The organism is Acinetobacter sp. YH12049 (genome assembly GCF_013419875.1).
In the GTDB taxonomy this organism is placed as follows: Bacteria; Pseudomonadota; Gammaproteobacteria; order Pseudomonadales; family Moraxellaceae; genus Acinetobacter; species Acinetobacter amyesii.
In genome coordinates, this window is the sequence record NZ_VOZH01000051.1 from 1 (window position 1) to 16,157 (window position 16,157).

Here is a 16,157-nt window from a genome sequence, read left to right on the forward strand (position 1 = left end):
AGAGGAATTGCCACAAGATACGATAAGCTAAAACGTAACTATCAAAGCGCTGTTGCTTTAGCTTGTATATTTATATGGTTGCCTCTTTAGCTCAATTTATCGGCTGTAAATGTCAACACACCCTAATTCATCAACGCTGTCATTGTTGTTAATTTAACCATACCCTATAATCCATTGAAAATAAAACAAAATGGATATTTAAAATTGAATTTTTATGCCTTATTTATGATCGTCATTGTGGGTTTAGGTGGATATTTTTATGTATATCCGGCTTATCAACTTAAGCAAGAGGAAGATAAGATTCGTCAAAGTATGAAACAAATTCCAAATCAGTCCCGTACGCAAAATCTAGAAAATATTTACGGCTATACCGCCCAGGCTGAAATGCTGAATCAATATCCAAATTACATTGTTTATATTCGCTTTGATGAGCTAAGTGATCAAACCGCTCCCGAATCTGTTCAAGCTATCATCCGTGAATTTTCATGCGATGGCTTAAACCGTTTAAAGAACAATTCTGAACTTGTTCGTAAAGCCACCTTAAATGTCATTAAAGAAGATCAGCATCAATTTCAATATATTCTAAAAAATAAACTAGGCTATGAAATTTTTAAATACCAATAAGTTATGGATAATTGCCCCAATATTGCTGAACTTTATGCCTATCAAAATACTGAAGAAATTAAAAATTAGAGCTTTTCGGTTTAGATGGATTATGTAAATTTTCATAGCCGCTCTAGGCTGAACAAGCTAACATCAACATATTCAATAACTTTAGAATAATTTAGGAATACGGCATGGCTCAATTCGCTGTGATTGGCTTAGGAAGTTTTGGCGCAACTGTAGCCACAGAACTCATGGGTTTAAAACACGATGTCATTGGAATCGATAGCAACAAAAAGTTTGTTGAAAGTATTTCGGACCAACTGACCCATGCAGTGATTGCTGATGCAACAGATGAGCACGTTTTACAAGAACTCAATATTCAAAATTGTGAAGCCGTCGTAGTCGCAATTGGTGAAGATATTGAAGCCAGCATCTTATGTGTGCTCCATCTTAAAAACATGGGGATCAACAAAATTTGGGCCAAAGCCAAGTCCAAAGCGCATCACATGATTTTAACCCATTTAGGCATCAGCAAAATCATCCATCCTGAAGAAGATATGGGTGTCCGTGTTGCTCAGTCACTGAGTTATCCGATGGTGAGCCGCTACATGGTGCTCGAAGATGACCATTATTTGGTGAAAGTTGAAATTAAAGAGTCACAACAAGGCACGCGTTTAAATCAAATAATGGATCATGTCCCTGAAGTGAAGACGATTCTGCATAAACGTGGCACCGAGCTTCAATATAGTTTAGATCCGAACCTGATTTTACAAACAGGCGATATTTTAGTGGTTGAAGGTTTACTCGAACATTTACGTCGACTGGCTAAACACTTTAAAGCAACTTTGTAATCAGCGTCGAGCTCCTTTTGCACATAATCACGCAAGATGACAGTAGAAAAACATGAAACTTCACAATAAACAGCGTAATACCATTAATCTCAGCCCACCCAGTATTTTGGCATTGGGTTTTCTTGGGCTCATTATCATTGGCACCTTGCTGTTAAAACTCCCTTATTCACATCATGGCGATTTAAGTTGGATCAATGCCCTCTTTACAGCGACCTCAGCCGTAACCATTACAGGACTTTCGGTTGTAAATGTCGGCGAAGCCTATACGGTGTTTGGTAAAGTCGTGATTATGGGTTTACTACAATGCGGCGGTCTCGGCTTTATGACCTTTGCGATATTGGCCGCTATGAGTTTGTCCCCTAAAATTGGGCTAAAACAACAAATTATGGCTCAAGAAACCATTGGACAAACCAGCCTTGCCAAAGTGACCATGACTATTAAAGGCGTACTGCTTTATTCGCTATTTTTTGAAATGGTGGGAACGGTTATTTTGACCATCGCTTGGATGCAAGAATACAATTTTAACCAGGCCCTGTTTTATGCTGCCTTTTATAGTGTTTCAGCATTTAATAATGGTGGATTTTCATTATTTCCCAATAGTTTAATGAGCTTCGCTGACCGTTATTTCATTACATTTACCATCAGTATGCTTTATATCATCGGTGGTATCGGCTTTTTGGTACTGATGGACATTAAGCGCAATAAAAGTTGGAAAAAACTCAGCACCAATAGCAAGCTGATTTTATCGACCATTGCAGGCTTAAATGTCTTTGCCTTCATCACCATTTGGTTATTAGAAGCCAATAATGCTGCAACCTTAGCCACGATGTCACTAGGTGATCAAGCCCTAAATGCTTGGTTCCATGCAACGGTTCCACGTTCATCCGGTTTTAACAGCTTACCTATGGAAAGCATGAGCGATGCATCATCACTCGTCACGATGTTACTGATGTTTATTGGAGGTGGTTCTCTCAGTACAGCTGGTGGCATCAAAGTCGGGACGTTTATTATTGTTGTACTCAGTGTGGTCAGTTTTTTAAGACGTGAAGATGAACTGCGTGTGTTTAACCACTCTGTTTCAGAAAAAACCACCTTTAAAGCATTAGCGGTAATTTTCATTACTGTTACGTTGATTTTCATTGGTTTTTTCAGTCTATTATTACTAGAGCCTGACAAACGCTTTTTAGACTTACTCTTTGAAGCAGTATCCGCTGCCTGCACCGTTGGTCTATCTCGTGGCATTACCAGTAACTTACAACCCGCCAGTTTAGTCGCCCTGATGTTATTAATGTTCGCAGGCCGTCTTGGCCCCTTAACACTGGCTTATCTGATTGCTACACCGAAGAAGAGTCGCTTAAAACACCCACCTTCTGAGATCCAAATCGGTTGATTTGTACATTTTCTCTCCGCCATAAAAAAAACCACGCCATAGCATGGTTTTTTTATTTACTGATGTTACTATGTAACATCAGTAGCGTAATTTGATTCAAATGAAAGAACGATACGCGGTAAGGTCATCCGCAAGTGTTTGAGACAGGATGACTTCTAATCAAAAATGTTTTTGCGATACTTTAAGTAAATAGACGCTAGAGAGCGAGTTTTGCGGATGACAATGGTTTTGGGTACTTTTGCCTAAACAAAAGTACCTCCAGCCGAAGGCTAATCCCTTTATTCAATCCCTAGATATAAGACTCCGTCGATTAGACTTAAAAGCATCTTAAAAATGCGAAATTACTTTTACGTCCGTAAATTAATTATTGAGCAATCATTAAAACCAATTCATTAATGACACACCGACACCGACATAGGTTGCCCGATGGTTATAGTCAATCAGGCTTTCACCATAGCCATCAAACAATTGAACTGTGCCGCGTAATTTACCATTGATTGGGAAAGTCCAATCGAACTGCACCGCACCATGTGAATCATCACCACCTTTCAATGAATGACGTAACATCAAACTAAAGTCATGATCTTTATGACGATAAAACGCTGTTAAATCCCCACGTCCCACATAATCGGTAATGTCAGGGTTGTTATCATCTTTGGTATCTTCTTCGAAACGATACCAAGGACGTAACATCAGTGCAAAATTGTCACGTTCAAATCCTAGATTTAACATGACACGGTTCCAACTCCGCGATAAGGGATCAGAACGTCCATTAGACTGATGGTTAAAGGTTAGACCCAACATACGCCAATTCAAACCTAAGAGTTCATAGTTGGTACGAAAAACCAGACTAGCTTCAGGTTCATAGTTGGTTTCACGGAATGGTCGTGATTCGTCTTCGTTGTAGACTTGCCAACGAGAAGACTGGGTATAGCCCAACCAGATATCACCATTATCACCAAATAAGTTTTCAACAGCTTTGGTTTTTAATGACAATTGGAACTTGGCTTCCATCGATTTTAGGTTTTGTTCCTGATCGGCTTGTACCGTGTTATTTTCATTCGGGCTAGATGGACGTTCATTTTTATCCGATGTCCAATATCCCGGCATTAAATACACAGGTTGATAGCCGCGAATATTCCATGTTCCCAATTTACTTTCTGGAGAAAGCTCCCAACGACTATCCAATAATGAAAGATTTGGATTGAGGTTCGGTGCTTCTACAGCAAATAAACGGTCCGTAAACGCATGACTGACTTTTTCTTTCAAAGTCAGCTTTTCAGTCGGCTCAGGTTTAATTTCTTGGGCGGCTTGGCGCTCAGAAACCAACATTTCTTTTTCAGCAGGTTGCACTTTAAACAAAGCGTCATAACACGATAATCGCTCTGCATTTGACTCAAGTGCCACACATGCTTCAGCGGTAGCTGGTTTAACAGCCACTTCCGCATTTTGTGCATTTACAGTATTGACATACATTGAACTGAGCGCAATGAGGCTCAGTTGCAATGTCGTACGCTCAAGAGATTTGAACGCCATAAAAACCCCTTTTTTGTTTTAATTCACTTGTTTTATTTCGAAACCAAGCTCAACCAAAGCCTCTCGCTTCGCCACGGGTGCAACCACAGCTTTTGTCGGTTGTTGTTCAACCAAGTACGCCACAGCAACACGTTTTAGATCATCCAAAGTCACATTCAACAGACGTTCACGTAACATTTGACGGAAAGCTGGCGTGCGTTTATGCAATAAAGCATAACAAGCTGTAATGGCTTCACCCGCTGGTGACCCCGGTTTATCCATGCTGGCAATTAGACCCAAAATCGCTTCTTCTAGCTGATGAGGTTGTTGTTCAGCATTCAGTAGCCACTGCACACTTGCGTCAAAATCTTTAAACGTTTCAGCTAAACGTGGGTCACGGTAGCTATAGAAACGGAATGAACATGCATTGCCGTCATAGCTTGCACCACCACCATAAGCACCACCTTTTTCACGAATCGCGCTATGCAAGAAGCCATTACGCAAATAAGCCGCCAAAATCATTAAAGGTGCTGCATCAGGATGCGACACTTCCACCGCAGGATATGCTGAAGCGCAGAACTGAACATTGGCTTGAATGAGCCAAGCTTCGTCATTGTTGCTATCTGCAAAATTCACTTGAGTTAAATCATGTGGGTTATCATCAATCGCCACTTTATCCCAAATGGTTTGAACTTCCTCAACCAATCGGTCTGAATGATGTTCTTCACACACCACCAAGAATTGTTTTGGTGCTTTAAGCAAACGGTTGTGAATTAACTTAAGCTCATCAATCAAGGCATTATAAGCCGTGTCGTCTTGCTCAATTTTGCTGACAAGTTCTGACAACCAGTTCAGCGCGCCTAGGCCTGTATTATGATAATCACGTAGCGCCAATGCACTATGTTGACGACCTGCAATTTGCATTGCATAACTATGACCAGAACCAGATACACGTGACTGCCAACGTGCTTTACGTTGTTGCAATAACTCTACGATACGATTTTTTTCATCAAAACGTAGCTGTTCAAAAGCCAATTTCAATAAGCGAATAGCTTCAAGATTATTCACCAATGATTTGGTGGTTAGAGTCAGCCAAGCACTAATTTGACCTTTATCGTCCACTTTTGAACGCAGCGATGCACCCATACCTAAACCACCACTCACAGCTGTTTGCAACTGTTGTAGCTCTAAGTAATCGTATTCACCTGCACCAACTTCACCCATCAAAATCGACAAGAGGTTGAAATACGGCGATTGCACCACTTCATCAGGAATCTGAATCAAAACTTGTTGGTAATAAAGACCATTGGTGCCTGCGTGGTAAAGATTTAACGGCGTATCCAAGCCATTACTGATAATTTCGCGTAATTGACCTTGTACAACCTGTAATTGTGCAGGAACGTCTTCTAAACCTACTTTAGGCAATAGGTTCAAATCATCTGGGGTATCTTGACGAATGTTCAGTGCTTCAGTCTGCGCAATAATCTCTGCTTTTTGCGCTTCAGTTAAGTTCGCATCAATTTCTTTTAAACGTGCTTTTTCTGCTGCCGCTTCTAACGCATTTTTTTCAGCATCTGGAACCAAAGTTAATTGCACACGATGTTGATTATCAAGCAAGTAAGTTTTGATTAAGTTAGATAACCACATTGGGTCTTTCAACTCTTCCTTCACTTGTTCAATGGCCGTATCCACATCCCAGACATCCACAGGGTCTGAATGGTGAATCGCACTGCTTAAACCATTCAGAATTAAGCTTAGGCCATATGGTGTACCATCACCATTGATTTCACGCTGATGCAATTCAATCTGATGCAAAATCGCCTCAACTAAAGTCGGATCAACAGGCTTGGCCGCAACGTCTTCTAATACTTTAAACACGCCATTTTTAAATTGTTCTGCATGCTCAGGGTTTGAACCTTGAATTGCACAGTAGAACGTCATTTCATAGTTTGAGTCATCTACGCCCATAAATGGACCAGTCGACTGTGCATAACCACAGGTTTCTAAGTAATGACGTAATGGTGAAGCAGAATCTTCAAGCAATACCCCCTCAACCAAACGCATACCTAAACGTAATTTAATATTACTTGCTTCAGGCAATAACCAAGAAAGCACATGATAGGTTTTGTCTTTGAGGTCTTCAGCATCAACTGCATACGTTTCAGTTACAGTTACAGGCGCAGTTAAACGACGCTCAGGTTTTGAATACAGCGTTTGACCTTTTTCAAATTTTGACAAAGCAAGCGTTTCAAACTGTTCTTGTAAGTTATAAGCAGGCTCATTACCAAAAGTCATGAACACGGCATTACTTGGGTGATAATGTGATTTGTAGAAACTTACAAGCTCTTCATAGCTTAAGTCAGGAATGTCTTTCGGATCACCACCTGAGTTGTAATGATATGTCGTTTCTGGGAATAAATGATGGGCAAGTTGGTGATACAACTGATCTGAAGGTGAACTCATTGCACCTTTCATTTCATTAAATACCACGCCTTTATATACAGCTTCGCCATTTTCTAGCTCAATACGAATCCCTTCTTGCGCAAAATCAAGTGGGTTCAAATTCGCAGCAAAAGCAGCATCCATATAAACTTCTAATAAGTTTTGGAAATCTTTTTTGTTTTGCGTTGCAAATGGATATGCCGTCCAATCAGCTGCGGTAAACGCGTTCATAAACGTATTGAGTGAACGACGAATCATTAAAAAGAATGGGTCACGTACAGGGAACTTTTCTGAGCCACACAGTGCCGTATGCTCAAGAATATGCGCCTCACCTTTTGAATCCATAGGCTGCGTACGGAAGGCAACTAAAAATACGTTTTCGTCATGGTTTGTGGCTAAGTGATAATGCACTGCGCCAGTCACTTTGTGTTTATATTCAGACACTAAAATGTCTAAAGCTTCAACATGATGTTGACGAATCAACTGAAACGCGGGATGTACAGTTTGAGAAATGGTTTCAGTGACATCTACAGTCATGTGTGCTCCTAATCTATTCATTTAAATTAGGCAAAGTATACCTTAAAAAATCACAACTAGATTCACCGAAACAACATTTCCAACTGTTTTAATCAACTTGAACTTTAATTTTAAAAATCACTTGTTTTCGCACTAAAACATTTAGACAGATTTTATGGATTGCCTATCATTTCGTGTTGACCAATAGACGCAAATCACAATCGCCAATAACAATACAAAAGAAGCCATAAAGCGACTTAGGTCCAATCCACCTGAACTGATGGGCTTATCTAAAAAATCGCCGACAACTGCGCCCAATGGACGTGTCAAAACAAAAGTAGCCCAAAATAAAATCGTCTTTGAGACCCGACTAAAAAAATACAACAACGCCATCAATACGATTAGACCACCAAATAGCCATATACCACCGCTATAGCCTAATCCTGCACTATCGGAAGTCCAGTCCCCCAAAGCTGTACCTAGCGTTTGAGAAAATGTAATCGTCAACCAATAAAAGATCTGTGTTCGCGGCAAATTCACCACGCTTGGATTGATCGAGCCTTCGACTCGATACCAACTAAAAAGCGATACGAGCACCAAACTCAGTAACAGCAAACTACCACCCAAGTAGCCAATCCCTAAAGAACGATCTACAAAATCCGCTAAAGTCGTACCGACCGTAGTACTGGCAATAATCGTGGCCCAATATAAATAAGGTTTATAGGCTTTGGACTGTATTTGAAAATACAGCAGACTGATAAATATGCCTGCGAAAATAAAGGTACTGAGTAAATAGCCCAAATTTAAGGACATGGACAGTGCATCACCACTGGTTTCACCAAAGGTGGTCGCAAAAATTTTGGTCAACCAAAACAGCGCGGTAATCTGGGGGACTTTTTTAACGTAGTCTTGTAGTTCATGCACTTGCATATGCATTACTCTATGCAGTTATTTTGATGCTTATATCTTCGATAACTGAAATGAATTTTTGCTTAAAATTTTGCTTAAAATAACGCACTCTTTTTTAGAATTACCAAATAAAAAAAGCACCCGATATCGAATGCTTCATTAACTACATTTACTGTCTATTTGTGGATTTAAAACTAAACTAGATATTTAAAATAATTATAATTTGGATGACTTTCAACATAGACATAATTCTGCTTTTGATAGAATTTTGCAGCATTTTTAAGTTCTGTATTTAAGCACAGTGCAGAAAAATGCTTTTTCGCACCCTTTTCCAATTCCACCAATAGCTGCTTACCCACGCCATGCTGACGGTACTGCGGATGCACATAGAAACGGCGAACTCGACCAATCCGTTCTTCTACACCAGTATCACCCCATTGCTGATTTAAACCGCCACAAGCAATCAATTTATCGCCATCATAAGCAAGCAATAATTGCTCACCCGTTTGGTCAAAACGATTTTTACCACTTTGATATTCTTCAATTAAACGGTGTATAAATGTATAGCCTTCATGCTGCGCCAAAGCAGCAATATTTTCGATTTGAGCAGGAAGTTGCTCTGCTGGACGAATCGTAATTTCCATATATTCACACTTTTAATCTGTTATCTATTTATGATGACCAAATCATCTTGATTCAGTCTGAACACCCTATAGCTCTATAAAAGTAAAATTTTTCGATTTGCACAATAGCAAAGCTGATTAAAACGGCAACTAATTCAAAAAAAATGTAAAAATATAATGAATTTGCCCGATTTTTATACACACTTGTCCTTTAATTGAATTTTCTTCAACAAACTACAGCAATCCTGAGCATTCGTGTAAACTTAGCACTTTCATTTTTTTGATGTGAACATACAACATGGCAACTGTTGACCTTTTTGCAATTGGTAATGCACTTATTGACCAAGAATTTAAAGTCTCTGACGAATTCCTAATTCAACACAATCTGCAAAAAGGTACGATGCAACTGACAGATGGCGATACTCAAGCAGCCCTTTATAACAATCTAAAAGCCACTCAAGAATATAAAGGTCAAGCTTCTGGTGGTTCTGCAGCAAATACAACGGTTGCTTTTAGTGCTTTAGGCGGAACTGCATTTTATGGTTGTCGTGTCGGCAATGATGACTTAGGTCAAATTTACCTAAATGGTTTAAACGACGCTGGCATCCAAACTGCAACTCAATCAATCAGTGAAGGTGTAACTGGCACATGTATGGTATTGGTCAGCCCTGATTCTGAACGTACGATGCATACTTACCTCGGTATTACTGCGGAATTGACTGATAGCCAAATTGATTTTGGCAGCTTAAATACTGCGAAATGGTTATATATCGAAGGTTATCTTTCAACATCAGACAGCGCACGTCTTGCGGTAAAACAAGCACGTCAAATCGCCAAAGCCAATGGGGTACAAATTGCATTGACCTTATCTGATCCAGCAATGGTGCAATATGCACGTCAAGGTCTGGATGAGCTACTCGATGATGGCGTGGACTTATTGTTCTGTAATGAACAAGAAGCGCTGATGTACACAGAAACAGATCATTTAGATGCTGCGCTTGCTAAATTGCAATCACTAAGCAAACACATTGTCATTACATTAAGTGCCAAAGGTGCCTTAATCCATAATGAAGCCGCAACATTTACCGTGCCAGGTCGTAAAGTTACCGCAGTAGATACCAATGGTGCTGGTGATGCTTTTGCTGGTGCTTTCCTATATGCACTCAATGCAGGTCATGACTATCAAACGGCTGCTGAACTTGCCATCTTGATCTCAAGTGAGGTTGTGGCTCAGTTTGGTCCACGCCTAGCAGTTGAAGACTATGCTCAGCTTTTACAATCATTTCAGAAGGAATGTGCTTAATGTTTAAAATTTGCATGACGGATGATGTGCCTGAACGTGAAGCACGATCATTCGAAACGCCTGAAGGTGAAACGATTTTTATCACCCAACGTGATGGCATGTTTTACGCTTATCAAAATAACTGCCCACACTTGCACGTGGAACTTGAGTTTCTTGAAAATCAGTTTCTAGATCGTGACCAAGAATTTATTGAGTGCTCAACACATGGCGCACTGTTTATGGTCGAATCTGGGGAATGTATTTCTGGCCCATGCCAAGGTCAAGCCCTTGAAAAAGTGAACATTAACGTGCATTCTGATGGTGGAATCTACCTCACAGAAGAATAAACACTGGAATACAACCATGTCCGCATTTTTAACAGACTATAACTTAATACCCTTTCATTTAAGTTTATTGGCCGTACTGTTATTGGGCATGGTTGAAACCATTGGCTATTACATCAATATTAGTCCTAGCCAAGTTTTAAAAAGAATCGCCCCACAGCGCATACAAGAATTGGCATTATTGAATGTCAAATTTTCCAAGACTCTGATTTTGTTTTTCCTATTGATGAATTTTAGCTTTGCAGGCTATGTACTTCAGTTCTGTATCCACGCCAAAGAAGGTCAATTCGTTCCTGCTTATTATCTTATTTTACCTGCGTTGATTATTGCCATTTTCTTTACGGTATTTATGATTCATTGTTTGGATCAGGTTGTCCCGCCCAAATATAAAAAACAAACCGTTAACCTACTGGGTCGTCTAGCAACCATTTCTAGTGGAAATGCCCGTCCCGGCTTTTCAGCTCAAGCGCGTGTGCGTGATGAGTTTGGTCAACTACATTATGTGCAAGTTGAGCCAGAGTTTGGTGAGTTAGAATTTCAGTCGAAAATCATTTTGATTCGTCAAAAAAAATCACACTATATTGGCAAAAAAATCAGTGTGTCGAACCGTCTATTTAATCCATCCTAGTGACAATCTTAGCGACACATTGTTATCATTTTTCAAGCCATAAAAAAGCCAGAATTCTCTGGCTTTTATTCAATCAAATACCATCAAATGATATTGTGATTAACGCTTCAGGAAACCTGAGACCAAATTCATCACTTGTTGAATATCAGCATTCGCTTCTTGCTGATTGGTTTGCCCAGCTTGTGGCGTCAATGAGTCAATAATTTGCGGCAATACTGTTGAAATTGCACTGTACACATCTTGTTTCTGAGTTTGAGTTTCTTGTGCAACTTGCTCCACTTCGGCATCATCAAATAAATTTTGTACTTGTTGATTATTCACAGCGGCATTATCGCCAGGGCCTGTAGATACCCAATCATCAACCTGACTGCTCAAGCCCTGTCCACGTAATTTATCCAAAGCACCTTGTAGGCCACCTTGTTTTTGAATCCAAGCCAGCACCAGAGGTAACACTGCTATTAACATGGTTGATACATTACCACCGCTACTACGTTGCTGCGGCTGCGCTGCACCACCCAGTTGACCCAACACAGAGCCTAGAATTCCACCCAAACCACCCGCTTGGTTTTGAGCATTGGTTTGGGTATTTTGAGTGCCTGCATTTGCGCCCAATTGACCCAGCACCGAACCTAAAATACCGCCCAAGCCACCTTGTTGATTTTGATTGTTTGCACCACCAAGGGCCTGTTTTGCTAAAATCTCAACAATATTATTTAAATTTGTCATTTTATTTTTCCCAGTGAAACCTAGATATACTTAAATACAGCATACGTGGGAAAAGACAAATTTATCATAAATGTTTGTTAATTTTTGCAATTTCTCTCAGGCTAAGTATTTGTTACCAACGGAATTTATCCCAGTTTTCAGGATTTGCCCAAAATTTAGAATTAAACCAATCTGGAATATGTTTATAAGTCAAAATATTAAACTGCCATAAAGCAAAATCACTTTCATGTGTGGTTTTATCAATGAGCTGAGTAAAGCCTAAAGCTCGTAATAATTGTTCATCGTGTAATTTACTCACCACCACGATGCGTTTGGCAAATAGGTCACGCAATTTTACCAACATCTGAGTTTTCTGCTGCTGATCCAAACTCAACATCGATTCAGTATCAAGAATCACAAATCCAAGGTCAAAACGCTGGGTAAAAGGCAGATTTAAAAACTCAGTTACGTTAAAATGTTGCCATTGAATTGGATGAAATTGATTGTATTGCTCAAGATCCTGACCAATACAGATTGCGGTTGAAATGGGCTGCTCTTTTGACAAATCGTCTAGCATAGAAGTGATGACATTTTGTTCAGCCATTGACCGCATCCTTAATAATGAAGTGAGTATTCGTATGGAACTACAAGGCATTTGCCATAAAATGCATGCAGGTCTTAAAGACCTTAGTGTAACTGATCAACATACACACAAGGCAAATGTTGAGTATAAATTTATTCTAGATCGCTCAGAAGTTGATCTACCGTTTAGCCTTGGTCAAGAAATTGAAATCGAAGCCACTGGAAATATCTACTGCATTTCTTGCGGCGCAAAAACGCCTAAATCATATTCACAAGGTCATTGCTTCAAATGCATGAAGACTAAGGCTTCTTGTGATATGTGCATCATGAAGCCTGAAACCTGTCATTATCATCTCGGGACTTGTCGTGAAGATGATTTTGCCCATGAAGTTTGCTTTCAACCGCATATTGTCTATTTAGCCAATTCGAGTGCCTTAAAAGTCGGGATTACCCGCTTGGGTCAAATGCCTACACGTTGGCTCGACCAAGGTGCGACGCAAGCTTTGCCTATTATGAAAGTAGGTTCACGTCGTTTATCTGGTCAGCTTGAAGTCATGTTTGGTACGCAAGTGGCCGATAAAACTGATTGGCGTAAATTACTCAAAGGCGAAGCAGAACCGATCAATCTGATCGAAATTCGCGACCAATTGGTAGAAGAATTCGCACCAAAAATTCAGACCATTCGCGAAGAGTTTAGCCAAAATTTAGAGTTTAATGAAACAGTTGAACTGCTAGAAGATGAATTGCCACGCCAATTTATCTACCCTGTAGATGAATATCCTGAAAAAATCAAATCGCATAATTTGGACAAAACCCCAATTATTCGAGGAAAATTACAAGGGATTAAAGGTCAGTATCTGATTTTGGATACCGGTGTGATCAATATTCGTAAATACACGGGCTATGAAATTAAAGTACGTACTTAAATCAACTCAACGTGTCTAATTAAGTTTAAAAAGCGAGATATTTCTCGCTTTTTTTTTCACCCACTTTACCGATTTTATTCATTGAACAGTTGAAAGAAACTTTAAATATGGCAACGCCATTAACTGCTCCGCTTCTAAGATAGGCATATGACCAACATGGTCTAAAATCAGAGGCTTTTCGGCTTTTTTAAATAAGCGTCTCAGTTCTTCTGCTACTTCAACATTGATAATCTGATCTTGCTTCCCCCAGATAATAAACACAGGTGCATCAATGCCTCGTGCAGCCAAAGCAAAGGACTCTGGCGTATACAAGGTCGCCATTTTTTGCAGTTGCTCCACCATTTTATTTGTTTGTTTAGACTGAACGATCATCAACTTTTCTTGCCCAGTTTTTAATTCTTGTGGAATAAAAGGCGGGGATTGCATCACGATCTTCATCACGCGATCAAAATCACCAGTTTTTCTGACCACTAGCTCTGCAAGCTTTGCCGTATCTTTTAGATACGCTGTATTGCTCAACTTAAAGACACCAGCCGAATCCACCAACAATAAAGATTTCACTTCTAAGGGATACTGAGCGCTATAGAGCATGGCAATTGCACCACCCATCGAATGCCCTGCGATATGTAAATTTGGGTCTAACTTTGTAGCATCAATAAATCGTCGTAATTTTTCAGTTAAATTTGGAATCGATAGATCAAATTGATCTGCGACAATAGTTTCTCCATGTGCTGGCAGATCAGGAATAATGACATGATAATTTGGCGTTAAATAACGGGCAACGCGGTTCCAATTATCACGCGTGCCTGACAAACCATGCAGCAACAGCAGCGTCGGTTTTTGTGGATTTCCCCCTTCACTGTATGTCCATTCGATTTCATTATTTTTGACTTTTTTACTGGTCAAGCCCGCCCAAGCTCTTTCCTGCTCTAGAACATTTTTAAAGTTCAGTTCGGCAGCTTGAATACTACTAGCAACGCAAATCGTTAGTAGCATCAGTATCATGTGCTTAAAATAATGATCCATCCATCGCAATAACCAGTTCTTTAAACGCTTAAATTGAAGCATATACAGAGATGTCATCCGCTTAATCCTTGTCGTGATGAGTTATTTCTTCTTCATATTATTTTTTTGAGAACACCAATCTACGATGCTAGAGTCGATATTTCATTTGCCAAATCTTTTAAATAAAAATTATATCTGTCAATTTAAGTCAAAAAAAACCAGCTCGAAAGCTGGTTCATATTTCTAAGCAAGCCAATCAGACGGTGTCAGTGGAGCTTCAATGAGTAAGCTTGAATATTCAAACGCAGGCAGCATAGAGGGCGGATTTGAAACGTCTCTGCTCAATGCGATCAAATCCTGTTCATCGGTATGCAATACAATTGGGACTTCATTCGCATCCTGTAAAAGCGTATCTAGATTGATCACAGCCTGAATAGGCTCATTTGGACTATCAATTTGGTTTTCACTTTGTTCATCACTCAGTTCATCACTGACCAATAAAATCTCTGTAAGCTCAGCAGATGATTCAGGTTGTGCAAGTATCAGTTTAGCTATTGAGATTTCAGGCGATTGAACACCTCGGCTATCTTCAGCTACGATTGTTGCAAAGCCGCCATTTTGAATCGGGTTATCCATCGACCAGAAACCACTTTCATTGGCATAGGTCACGTAATCTTGACCATTGGCTGTCACAATGATTTTAGCCTGTTGAAATGCATTGCCTTCGAGTTTTTCACTATTTAGCGTCACTTCTGGTGCTGGTAGTACATAGCTTGGATTTTCAGGCGGGGTCTGAATAAATGGAAATGCCAAGCCAATCGCAGGAGATTGCTGACCAAATTGATCTTCCACAACAATCATCAACGTGCCACCATTTGCCACTGGGTTTTCTATTGACCAAGCGCCATTTTCATCGACCTGAATACGATACACAGCTTGATCCGACTCAATCACAACAGTTGTATTTGGTGCGGCAGTACCCGATATCACCGCGCCAGACTCTAAAATCGTAACAGCTTGCGGTAAAATGATTTGCGCTGTATGCAACGCCTCAGAACGATTACCGTCCTGATCAATTGCCACAACACTTATTGCACCTGTGGTCGTTAAAGGATTGAGCATCGACCAATCGCCATTTTCATCAGCAACTGTTATAAACTCTTGCTCACCATAGGTCACAACCACCGTATTTCCTGCATCAGCTTTACCAACCAAATATTCACCTTTTTCCAGAATTTCTGGCATCTTCGGCAGTACAATTGGCTCTGCCATTGGAGCAATCATTATTGCCTCTGAGTGTAAGCCATGATAATTTACTGCATAAATTGTAGCAACTCCGCCCTCTTTAAGTGGATTTTCAATCTGCCAATGTCCTTGTTTATCCACTTTGACACGTGTAACAGTTTCACCGACCGAAATGATCACCCATGTTTTTGGCTCTGCCGTGCCAGTTAAAAGGTCATTTAGTCCTGTCACTTCTGGTGTTGAGGGAATATGCTGATGCTGTGATTTCCCCTGAATCAGCAACTGCTTTATTTCAACTTGCCCCAAAATATTTTTTAAAATACCGTTTAAATGATTCATCTTTTGCATAACACCCTCAAATCACATCATTATATTTTTTAGGAAACTGCCTTCCCAAACTCAATTTAAGAGAATTATTCAAATAGTCAATTTTATTTAATCTTTGTTTTTAAAAGTTTTTCTGTAAGCGTCCGCTGAATCCCATACCAATTTTTAATTCGATTCAGGTTTCCAGCAGTGCGGCAGCAATTCTTCAATTTGGGTCACTTTGTGTGTCGGCAGCCTTTTCAGCACATCACTTAAATAGGC

General features: G+C 39.9%; 16 protein-coding genes and 1 pseudogene. 8 read left to right on the forward strand and 9 right to left on the reverse strand.

Annotation, left to right across the window (positions count from 1 at the left end; genetic code table 11):
- From FTU05_RS15615 to FTU05_RS15630, 4 genes and pseudogenes are all read left to right on the forward strand, one after another.
- Nucleotides 1–90, forward strand: a pseudogene (locus FTU05_RS15615) (IS5/IS1182 family transposase); the annotation flags it as partial.
- Between the two features lie 135 nt (nucleotides 91–225).
- Complete coding sequence (locus FTU05_RS15620) at nucleotides 226–624, forward strand: hypothetical protein (protein WP_180165936.1); 399 nt, start codon at nucleotides 226–228, stop codon at nucleotides 622–624.
- A gap of 173 nt (nucleotides 625–797) precedes the next feature.
- On the forward strand, nucleotides 798–1,457 hold the full coding sequence (locus tag FTU05_RS15625) for a TrkA family potassium uptake protein (RefSeq protein ID WP_078188649.1): 660 nt from the start codon (nucleotides 798–800) through the stop codon (nucleotides 1,455–1,457).
- Nucleotides 1,458–1,509: 52 nt separating this feature from the next.
- Nucleotides 1,510–2,847: a TrkH family potassium uptake protein gene (locus FTU05_RS15630; RefSeq protein ID WP_180165938.1), complete on the forward strand. Its 1,338-nt coding sequence runs from the start codon at nucleotides 1,510–1,512 to the stop codon at nucleotides 2,845–2,847.
- A 378-nt stretch (nucleotides 2,848–3,225) separates the two neighbouring features.
- Here the strand turns inward: FTU05_RS15630 and FTU05_RS15635 are convergent, their stop codons facing one another.
- From FTU05_RS15635 to FTU05_RS15650, 4 genes are all read right to left on the reverse strand, one after another.
- Nucleotides 3,226–4,383 carry a phospholipase A gene (locus FTU05_RS15635; RefSeq protein WP_180004659.1) on the reverse strand — a complete coding sequence of 386 codons (1,158 nt, stop codon included), beginning with the start codon at nucleotides 4,381–4,383 and terminating at the stop codon, nucleotides 3,226–3,228.
- An 18-nt stretch (nucleotides 4,384–4,401) separates the two neighbouring features.
- Nucleotides 4,402–7,341, reverse strand: coding sequence for an insulinase family protein (locus tag FTU05_RS15640; RefSeq protein WP_180165940.1), 2,940 nt, complete (start codon nucleotides 7,339–7,341; stop codon nucleotides 4,402–4,404).
- A gap of 141 nt (nucleotides 7,342–7,482) precedes the next feature.
- Entirely contained in the window at nucleotides 7,483–8,256 is a 774-nt protein-coding gene (locus FTU05_RS15645) for a hypothetical protein (RefSeq protein WP_180165942.1), read from the reverse strand.
- A gap of 167 nt (nucleotides 8,257–8,423) precedes the next feature.
- On the reverse strand, nucleotides 8,424–8,873 hold the full coding sequence (locus FTU05_RS15650; RefSeq protein ID WP_078188654.1) for a GNAT family N-acetyltransferase: 450 nt from the start codon (nucleotides 8,871–8,873) through the stop codon (nucleotides 8,424–8,426).
- 277 nt (nucleotides 8,874–9,150) lie between these two features.
- On the opposite strand from FTU05_RS15650, the gene FTU05_RS15655 reads away from it, so the two are divergent.
- The 3 genes from FTU05_RS15655 to FTU05_RS15665 are packed head-to-tail and all read left to right on the forward strand — an operon-like array spanning nucleotide 9,151 to nucleotide 11,106.
- Nucleotides 9,151–10,155, forward strand: coding sequence for an adenosine kinase (locus tag FTU05_RS15655; protein WP_078188655.1), 1,005 nt, complete (start codon nucleotides 9,151–9,153; stop codon nucleotides 10,153–10,155).
- A complete protein-coding gene (locus tag FTU05_RS15660; RefSeq protein WP_078188656.1) occupies nucleotides 10,155–10,481 on the forward strand; it encodes a Rieske (2Fe-2S) protein in 327 nt (108 codons plus the stop codon). The genes FTU05_RS15655 and FTU05_RS15660 overlap by 1 nt, the downstream gene beginning before the upstream one ends.
- Before the next feature lie 16 nt (nucleotides 10,482–10,497).
- Nucleotides 10,498–11,106, forward strand: coding sequence for an OB-fold-containig protein (locus FTU05_RS15665; RefSeq protein WP_168378601.1), 609 nt, complete (start codon nucleotides 10,498–10,500; stop codon nucleotides 11,104–11,106).
- A 99-nt stretch (nucleotides 11,107–11,205) separates the two neighbouring features.
- Here the strand turns inward: FTU05_RS15665 and FTU05_RS15670 are convergent, their stop codons facing one another.
- Together FTU05_RS15670 and FTU05_RS15675 are read right to left on the reverse strand one after the other, a co-directional pair.
- Nucleotides 11,206–11,832, reverse strand: a complete 627-nt coding sequence (locus FTU05_RS15670) for a YidB family protein (protein ID WP_180165944.1) — start codon at nucleotides 11,830–11,832, stop codon at nucleotides 11,206–11,208.
- Between the two features lie 112 nt (nucleotides 11,833–11,944).
- Complete coding sequence (locus FTU05_RS15675; protein ID WP_180165946.1) at nucleotides 11,945–12,415, reverse strand: DUF6231 family protein; 471 nt, start codon at nucleotides 12,413–12,415, stop codon at nucleotides 11,945–11,947.
- 34 nt (nucleotides 12,416–12,449) lie between these two features.
- On the opposite strand from FTU05_RS15675, the gene FTU05_RS15680 reads away from it, so the two are divergent.
- The gene (locus FTU05_RS15680) at nucleotides 12,450–13,319 is read left to right on the forward strand and encodes a DUF2797 domain-containing protein (RefSeq protein WP_078189198.1); all 870 of its coding nucleotides are present in this window, start codon (nucleotides 12,450–12,452) and stop codon (nucleotides 13,317–13,319) included.
- A 78-nt stretch (nucleotides 13,320–13,397) separates the two neighbouring features.
- Here FTU05_RS15680 and FTU05_RS15685 read toward each other — a convergent pair whose 3' ends face one another.
- The 3 genes from FTU05_RS15685 to FTU05_RS15695 form a co-directional block, all read right to left on the reverse strand.
- Complete coding sequence (locus FTU05_RS15685; protein WP_373685322.1) at nucleotides 13,398–14,315, reverse strand: alpha/beta fold hydrolase; 918 nt, start codon at nucleotides 14,313–14,315, stop codon at nucleotides 13,398–13,400.
- Between the two features lie 252 nt (nucleotides 14,316–14,567).
- Nucleotides 14,568–15,917 carry an Ig-like domain-containing protein gene (locus FTU05_RS15690; RefSeq protein WP_180165948.1) on the reverse strand — a complete coding sequence of 450 codons (1,350 nt, stop codon included), beginning with the start codon at nucleotides 15,915–15,917 and terminating at the stop codon, nucleotides 14,568–14,570.
- Nucleotides 15,918–16,061: 144 nt separating this feature from the next.
- On the reverse strand, nucleotides 16,062–16,157 hold a 96-nt coding region (locus FTU05_RS15695; protein WP_130075492.1), incomplete at its 5' end, for a transposase domain-containing protein.

What these genes read in the sequence shown, in the direction of transcription:
- FTU05_RS15620 (WP_180165936.1), top strand. Translation starts at nt 226, where the DNA reads ATGATCGTCATTGTGGGTTTAGGTGGATATTTTTATGTATATCCGGCT.
- FTU05_RS15625 (WP_078188649.1), top strand. Translation starts at nt 798, where the DNA reads ATGGCTCAATTCGCTGTGATTGGCTTAGGAAGTTTTGGCGCAACTGTA.
- FTU05_RS15630 (WP_180165938.1), top strand. Translation starts at nt 1,510, where the DNA reads ATGAAACTTCACAATAAACAGCGTAATACCATTAATCTCAGCCCACCC.
- FTU05_RS15635 (WP_180004659.1), bottom strand. Translation starts at nt 4,383, where the DNA reads ATGGCGTTCAAATCTCTTGAGCGTACGACATTGCAACTGAGCCTCATT.
- FTU05_RS15640 (WP_180165940.1), bottom strand. Translation starts at nt 7,341, where the DNA reads ATGACTGTAGATGTCACTGAAACCATTTCTCAAACTGTACATCCCGCG.
- FTU05_RS15645 (WP_180165942.1), bottom strand. Translation starts at nt 8,256, where the DNA reads ATGCATATGCAAGTGCATGAACTACAAGACTACGTTAAAAAAGTCCCC.
- FTU05_RS15650 (WP_078188654.1), bottom strand. Translation starts at nt 8,873, where the DNA reads ATGGAAATTACGATTCGTCCAGCAGAGCAACTTCCTGCTCAAATCGAA.
- FTU05_RS15655 (WP_078188655.1), top strand. Translation starts at nt 9,151, where the DNA reads ATGGCAACTGTTGACCTTTTTGCAATTGGTAATGCACTTATTGACCAA.
- FTU05_RS15660 (WP_078188656.1), top strand. Translation starts at nt 10,155, where the DNA reads ATGTTTAAAATTTGCATGACGGATGATGTGCCTGAACGTGAAGCACGA.
- FTU05_RS15665 (WP_168378601.1), top strand. Translation starts at nt 10,498, where the DNA reads ATGTCCGCATTTTTAACAGACTATAACTTAATACCCTTTCATTTAAGT.
- FTU05_RS15670 (WP_180165944.1), bottom strand. Translation starts at nt 11,832, where the DNA reads ATGACAAATTTAAATAATATTGTTGAGATTTTAGCAAAACAGGCCCTT.
- FTU05_RS15675 (WP_180165946.1), bottom strand. Translation starts at nt 12,415, where the DNA reads ATGGCTGAACAAAATGTCATCACTTCTATGCTAGACGATTTGTCAAAA.
- FTU05_RS15680 (WP_078189198.1), top strand. Translation starts at nt 12,450, where the DNA reads ATGGAACTACAAGGCATTTGCCATAAAATGCATGCAGGTCTTAAAGAC.
- FTU05_RS15685 (WP_373685322.1), bottom strand. Translation starts at nt 14,315, where the DNA reads ATGCTACTAACGATTTGCGTTGCTAGTAGTATTCAAGCTGCCGAACTG.
- FTU05_RS15690 (WP_180165948.1), bottom strand. Translation starts at nt 15,917, where the DNA reads ATGCAAAAGATGAATCATTTAAACGGTATTTTAAAAAATATTTTGGGG.